Here is a 6,103-nt window from a genome sequence, read left to right on the forward strand (position 1 = left end):
TCGTATTGGCGGTTGGAAGACACGTGGCGCAAGGCGGATCCAAGATCGACCCGATGCATCAGTTTCTGATCGAACCCGTGTTCGGTCAGGGCTGGAATCTGTTCGGCTACAACATTGCCTTCACCAACTCCGCGCTGTGGATGGTCGCGACGCTGGTCGTGCTGTGGCTGTTCATGCTCGGCGGCATGAAGGGGCAGACCATCCCCGGCCGCTGGCAGATGGCGGTGGAGAGCTTCACCGGCTTCATCGGCGACATGCTGACGGCGAACATCGGGCCGGAGGGCAAGCGCTTCCTGCCGTACGTGTTCTCGCTGTTCATGTTCATCCTGATCGCGAACATCCTGGGCCTGCTGCCGTTCGGCCTGGTCCCGGGCGTCCACCCGTTCACCGTCACCAGCCACCTGACCGTCACCGGCGTGCTGGCGATCATCAGCTTCGCGCTGGTGCTGATCGTCGGCTTCTCGCGCCACGGCCTGCACTTCTTCTCGCTGTTCGTGCCGCACGGCACGCCGTGGTGGCTGCTGTGGCTGATCCCGGTCGTCGAGCTCTTCTCGTTCCTGGTGCGTCCGTTCAGCCTCGGCCTGCGACTGTTCGTCGCGATGACCGCGGGCCACATCCTGCTGAAGGTGCTGGCCGGCTTCGTCATCAACGGTTTGAACGCGGAAGCGCTCTGGGTCGCGCCGCTGGTGGCGATTCCCAGCTTCATCCTGATGATCGGCATCACCCTGCTCGAACTGCTGGTGTGCGCCATCCAGGCTTATGTCTTCGCGCTGTTGACGTCGCTCTACCTGAACGACGCCGTCAACCTGCACTGATCTTTCCACCAACGATTTTTCCAACGGGAGTTTTATCATGGACGCAGAAGCCGCAAAGCTGCTCGGTGCCGGTCTGGCCGCGATCGGTGCGGGCCTTGCCGCCCTCGGTGTGGGCAACGTCTTCGCCAAGTTCCTCGAAGGCGCGCTGCGCAACCCGGGTGCCGCCGACGGCCAGCAGGGCCGCCTGTTCATCGGCTTCGCCGCCGCCGAGCTTCTGGGCCTGCTCGCGTTCGTCGTCGCGGTGCTGCTGATCTTCGTCGCGTAACCTGGCCTTTCGTGACCGGCCTCCGCCTTTAGGGCGGGGGCGGTGACGGAAAGCTCCACGCGAACGGACGGGAACCGCCATGCCGCAAATCGAACAGATCGCTGCGACCTACGCCTCGCAGATCTTCTGGCTCTTGATCGTGTTCGGCCTGATCTATTTCGGGATCGGGCGCGGCATGGTGCCGAGGATCCAGGGCACCGTCGAGAAGCGCGACGCGCAGATCGCCGAGGACCTCGCCGCCGCCACGCGCGCCGGCCAGGAAGCCGACGCGACCGAAGAGGCATGGCGCACCCGCATGGCGGAGGCTCGCCAGGCAGCGCTTGCCGAGACCAACGCCGCCAAGGCGAAGGCCACCGCCGACGCCGCCGACCGCGCCAAGACCGCCAATGCGGCGATGCAGGCCCGGCTCGCCGCGGCCGAGGCCGAGGTCGACCAAGCGCGGGCCAGCGCGCTCGCCAGCCTGGAAGCCGTCGCGGCCGATGCCGCACAGGGAATCGTCGCCAAGCTGGCCGGGATCGAGGTGAGCCGCGACGCCGCCGACGCTGCCGTCCGCAAGGTGGTCGCGCATGGCTAACGCAAACGGATCGAGCATCGTGGCCGAACGACTGGATCATGCCGCGGCGCTGGAGCCGCTGGAAAAGACGCCGATCCGCGGCCGGGACGGGCTGCCGGCCGAGCCGCTGCACGGCACCGCCGTCGCGGACGAGCATCACGCGGTGAGCCCCACCGCCTGGGGCATGGATTCGACCGGCTGGGTCGCCGTCGCGGCGCTGCTGACGATCCTGCTGCTGGTGTGGCGGCGCGCGCACAAGGGCATCGCCGGGACGCTCGACGCCCGGATCGCGACGATCCGCAGCCAGCTCGACGAAGCCAAGCGGCTGCGTGCCGAAGCCGAGGCGCTGAAGGCGGAATACGCCAGCAAGGCGACCGAGGCCGAGGCCGAAGCGGCGGCGATGCGCGAGCACGCCCATGCCGAGGCGGCGGCGATCGTCGCCAAGGCCGAAGCCGACGCCGAGGAACTGACCCAGCGCCGCGCGCGCATGGCCGAGGACCGCATCGCCGCGGCCGAGCGCCAGGCGATCGCCGAGGTGCGTGCCAAGGCGGCCGACGCCGCGACCAAGGCGGCGGCGGTGCTGATCGCCGACCGGCTCGACAGCCAGGGCGACCGCGCGCTGATCGACCGCACCATCGCCGGGCTCGGCACGGGGGCGAGCCGCCCGCACTGATCGCGGGACACGTCCTCGATACCCTGACAAGGGCGCCGCTTCTCGGGTTTCCGGCGGCGCCCTTTTCCGTTTCCAGAGCCCAGGAGAAGTCTTCATGGCCTGGATCATCCTGGGGATCGCCGTCGTCACCGAAATCTGCTGGGCGCTGAGCCTGAAATGGGCGGGGACGCAGGCGACCGTCGCCGCATCGGCGGTGCCGATCGCGCTGTCGTTCGTGAACATGGGGCTGCTGGCGCTGGCGATGCGCGGCATTCCCGCCGGCACCGCCTATGCGGTGTGGACCGGGCTGGGCGCGGTGGGCGTGATCGTCGGCGGCGCGATGCTGTTCGGCGACCGCATCGGACCGATGCAGGCGTTCTTCATGGCGCTGATCGTGATCGGCGTCGTCGGTACCAAGATTTTCGCGCGGGTTTGACCGCGCGCCTCCGTCTCCCTCTATGTACCCCGGCGAAGGCCGGGGCCCAGTTGGGGGAGGGAAGCGAGGGTGCGGAACCTCACGAAGGCCTTCCCGACTGGGCCCCGGCCTTCGCCGGGGTACGGTTGGTCGGCGGTTGGTTGGCTTGCCGGACCTCAATGCTGGCGGGAGCGGGCGGGACTCCCTAGATCGACACGCAATGTCCGAACCCAATTCCCCTACGCGATTCAACGAAGACAAGGCCGCCTATACCGTGCGCGGCGGTGCCGATGCGCCGGACCTGGAGGCGGGGGTCGCGGCGATCCGCAACGTGCTCAAGACGCTGCCGGTGCGGCCCGGCGTCTACCGCATGCACGATGCGCGCGGCGACGTGCTGTATGTCGGCAAGGCGCGCGCGCTGAAGAACCGCGTGGCGAACTATACCCAGGTGTCGCGGCTGTCGAAGCGGCTGCAGCGCATGGTGGCGCAGACGCGGTCGATGACGATCGTCACCACCAACAACGAGGCGGAGGCGCTGCTGCTCGAGGCGCAGCTGATCAAGCGCTACCGCCCGCCGTACAACGTGCTGCTGCGCGACGACAAAAGCTTCCCCTTCATCCTGCTGCGCGCCGACCACGAGTTTCCGCGCATCCAGAAGCATCGCGGCGCCCGGCGGGCGAAGGGCAACTATTACGGCCCGTTCGCAAGCGCGGGGTCGGTGACGCAGACGCTCAACGCGCTCCAGAAGCTGTTCCTGCTGCGCAGCTGCACCGACAGCTTCTTCCGGACGCGCGACCGCCCGTGCCTGCTCCACCAGATCAAGCGCTGCTCGGCGCCCTGTGTCGGGCGGATCGACGAGGCTGGCTATGCCGAGCTGGTGAGCGACGCCAAGGACTTCCTGGCCGGCAAGTCGACCAAGGTGCAGGCGAAGCTGGGCGAGCAGATGACGCTCGCGGCCGAGAACATGGACTTCGAGCTCGCGGCGGTGCTGCGCGACCGGCTGAAGGCGCTGACCTTCATCCAGGGCAGTCAGGCGATCAACGCCGACGGCGTGGGCGACGCAGACGTCTTCGCGCTGGCGTGCCGCGAGGGGACGATCGGCATCCAGGCGTTCTTCATCCGCGGCGGGCAGAACTGGGGCCACCGCAGCTTCTTCCCGCAGCACACCAGCGACGTGCCGGAGGAGGAAGTGCTCGCGAGCTTCCTGATGCAGTTCTACGAGGAGGTGCCGCCGCCGCGGAACGTGTTCGTCGACCGCGACCTCGCCGAGGCCGAGCTGCTGGGCGAGGCGCTGGCCGAGCGCGCCGGGCACAAGGTGGCGCTGTCGGTGCCGCAGCGGGGCCCGCGTCGGCGGCTGCTGGAGCAGGCGACGCGCAACGCGGTCGAGGCACTCGAGCGGCGCAATGCCGAATCGACGACCCAGGCCAAGCTGCTGCGCGAGGTCGCCGACCTGTTCGAGCTGGCCGAGCCGCCCGACCGCATCGAGGTCTACGACAACAGCCATATCCAGGGCACCAATGCGCTGGGCGCGATGGTGGTCGCGGGGCCGGAGGGGTTCCGCAAGGGCCAGTATCGCAAGTTCAACATCCGCAACAAGGAGACGATCCCCGGCGACGACTTCGGCATGATGCGCGAGGTGTTCGCCCGCCGCTTCGGCCGGGCGCAGGCGGAGGACCCCGATCGCGATTCGGGCGAATGGCCCGACCTGGTGCTGATCGACGGCGGCCGCGGGCAGCTGAACGCCGCGCGTGCAGTGCTGGAGGATCTGGGGATCGAGGACGTGTGCCTGGTCGGCGTCGCCAAGGGGCCGCACCACGGCCGCGAAGGGCGCGAGGTGTTCCACCTGATGGACGGGCGCGAGTTCACCCTGCCGGTCAACGCGCCGGTGCTGTTCTACCTCCAGCGGCTGCGCGACGAGGTCCACCGCTTCGCGATCGGCGCGCACCGGCAGAAGCGCGCCAAGGCGATGGGCGCGAGCCCGCTCGACGAGGTGCCGGGCATCGGCCCCGCACGCAAGAAGGCGCTGCTGATGCACTTCGGCACGGCGAAGGCGGTGCGCGGCGCGAGCCTGGCGGACCTGCAGAAGGCGCCGGGCGTGTCGGCGGCGGTCGCGCAGCAGGTGTACGACTTCTACCACGCGCGGTGAGGGGTTCGGTCGGGGTTTCTCGCGTCCAGGTGCGATAAGGCCGGAAATCTGCGGCACCCCGCCCCGTCGTCATGCCAGCGAAGGCTGGCATCCATTCGCGCAACGCTCGCGCTTTCGGCCGGAGCGGCAATGGATCCTGACTTCCGTCAGGATGACGAGGAATCTTGGAGAGCCCTCCCAACCCGTACAAAGCGCAGGGGCGCAGTTGTGCGCCCTCTCAGAAATGCGCCGTATAGCCACCGTCGACCGCGAGCACCTGGCCGGTGACGTAGGACGCCGCGGGAGAGGCGAGGAACAGCACCGGGCCGACGATCTCCTCCGGCTGGCCCCAGCGGCCGAGCGACGTCCGCGTGGCGAGATGCGCGGCGATCGCGGGGTCCGCCACCATCGCGGCGTTTGCCTCGGTCGCGAAGAAGCCGGGCGCGACCGCATTGACGGTGATGCCGCGCGGACCGAGCTCGGCGGCGAGCGCGCGGGTGAGCGCGTCGAGCCCGCCCTTCGACGCGGTGTAGGCGGCGTCCCCGCCGCGCGCGATCTGGCCGGCGATCGAGGTCACGTTGATGATCCGTCCGCCGTCCGCCATGCGCGGTGCGACCAGTCGGGCGAGGTCGAACGGCGCGACGAGGTTGATCTCGAGCATCCGCCGCACCGCCGCCCGGTCGAGCTCGGCGAGCGGCCGCCGGTCGCGGTGGCCGGCGTTGTTGACGAGGATGTCGATCGCGCGGGCGCCGAGCGCGGTGGTGAGGGCGGCGGCGAGGGCCGCGGCGTCGGCCAGGTCGGCGACCAGCGGCTCGGCCGATCCGCCGGCCTCGGCGATGGCGGCGACGAGCGCGTCGAGCGGTTCGGCGCGCCGGCCGTGGAGCAGCACGTGCGCGCCCGCCGCGGCGAGCCCGCGCGTGATCGCGAGCCCCAACCCGCCCGCGGCGCCGGTCACCAGCGCGGTTCTGCCTTCGATCATGGTGGTGTTCCTCGTCCGGTCCCGGCGGGCCATAGCCGGGCGAGGGGCGGGGCCGGAAGGGACTTCGCCTGCGGTGGGACGGGCCGGCTTGCGTTTGGACGACGCCAGAGGGGCGGGGGCGGTGGATCGTCTTCCCCATCCGTCATCCCAGCGGAAGCTGGGATCTCCTGCCGCGGGCGGCGCGCTTGCGGCACGAGATCCCCCGAGTTCACAAACGAAGTGCAACACCAGGTTGAGGTGTTGCGATGGGAACCAGGTACCGACAGCTCTCGTATGCGGAACGGTGTGCGATTGCCCGG

At 69.6% G+C, this 6,103-nt stretch carries 7 protein-coding genes; 6 read left to right on the plus strand and 1 reads right to left on the minus strand.

Going from position 1 to position 6,103, the window contains the following annotated elements; all coding sequences use genetic code 11:
* The first annotated feature begins 23 nt into the window (after positions 1-23).
* The 6 genes from ACBY01_RS13435 (at position 24) to uvrC (ending at position 4,846) form a co-directional block, all read left to right on the plus strand.
* Positions 24-815 carry a F0F1 ATP synthase subunit A gene (locus ACBY01_RS13435; protein ID WP_416461407.1) on the plus strand — a complete coding sequence of 264 codons (792 nt, stop codon included), beginning with the start codon at positions 24-26 and terminating at the stop codon, positions 813-815.
* 37 nt (positions 816-852) lie between these two features.
* A complete protein-coding gene (locus ACBY01_RS13440) occupies positions 853-1,080 on the plus strand; it encodes a F0F1 ATP synthase subunit C (RefSeq protein ID WP_055927075.1) in 228 nt (75 codons plus the stop codon).
* A gap of 79 nt (positions 1,081-1,159) precedes the next feature.
* A complete protein-coding gene (locus ACBY01_RS13445; RefSeq protein WP_416461408.1) occupies positions 1,160-1,654 on the plus strand; it encodes a F0F1 ATP synthase subunit B family protein in 495 nt (164 codons plus the stop codon).
* Positions 1,647-2,306: a F0F1 ATP synthase subunit B family protein gene (locus ACBY01_RS13450; protein WP_416461409.1), complete on the plus strand. Its 660-nt coding sequence runs from the start codon at positions 1,647-1,649 to the stop codon at positions 2,304-2,306. The genes ACBY01_RS13445 and ACBY01_RS13450 overlap by 8 nt, the downstream gene beginning before the upstream one ends.
* Before the next feature lie 94 nt (positions 2,307-2,400).
* On the plus strand, positions 2,401-2,721 hold the full coding sequence (locus tag ACBY01_RS13455; RefSeq protein WP_416461410.1) for a DMT family transporter: 321 nt from the start codon (positions 2,401-2,403) through the stop codon (positions 2,719-2,721).
* Between the two features lie 199 nt (positions 2,722-2,920).
* On the plus strand, positions 2,921-4,846 hold the full coding sequence (gene uvrC, locus ACBY01_RS13460) for an excinuclease ABC subunit UvrC (RefSeq protein WP_416461412.1): 1,926 nt from the start codon (positions 2,921-2,923) through the stop codon (positions 4,844-4,846).
* 217 nt (positions 4,847-5,063) lie between these two features.
* Here the strand turns inward: uvrC and ACBY01_RS13465 are convergent, their stop codons facing one another.
* Positions 5,064-5,804, minus strand: coding sequence for an SDR family oxidoreductase (locus ACBY01_RS13465; protein ID WP_416461413.1), 741 nt, complete (start codon positions 5,802-5,804; stop codon positions 5,064-5,066).
* Positions 5,805-6,103: the final 299 nt, after the last annotated feature.

It is taken from the genome of Sphingomonas mangrovi (assembly GCF_047975845.1).
Taxonomy (GTDB): Bacteria; Pseudomonadota; Alphaproteobacteria; order Sphingomonadales; family Sphingomonadaceae; genus Sphingomonas.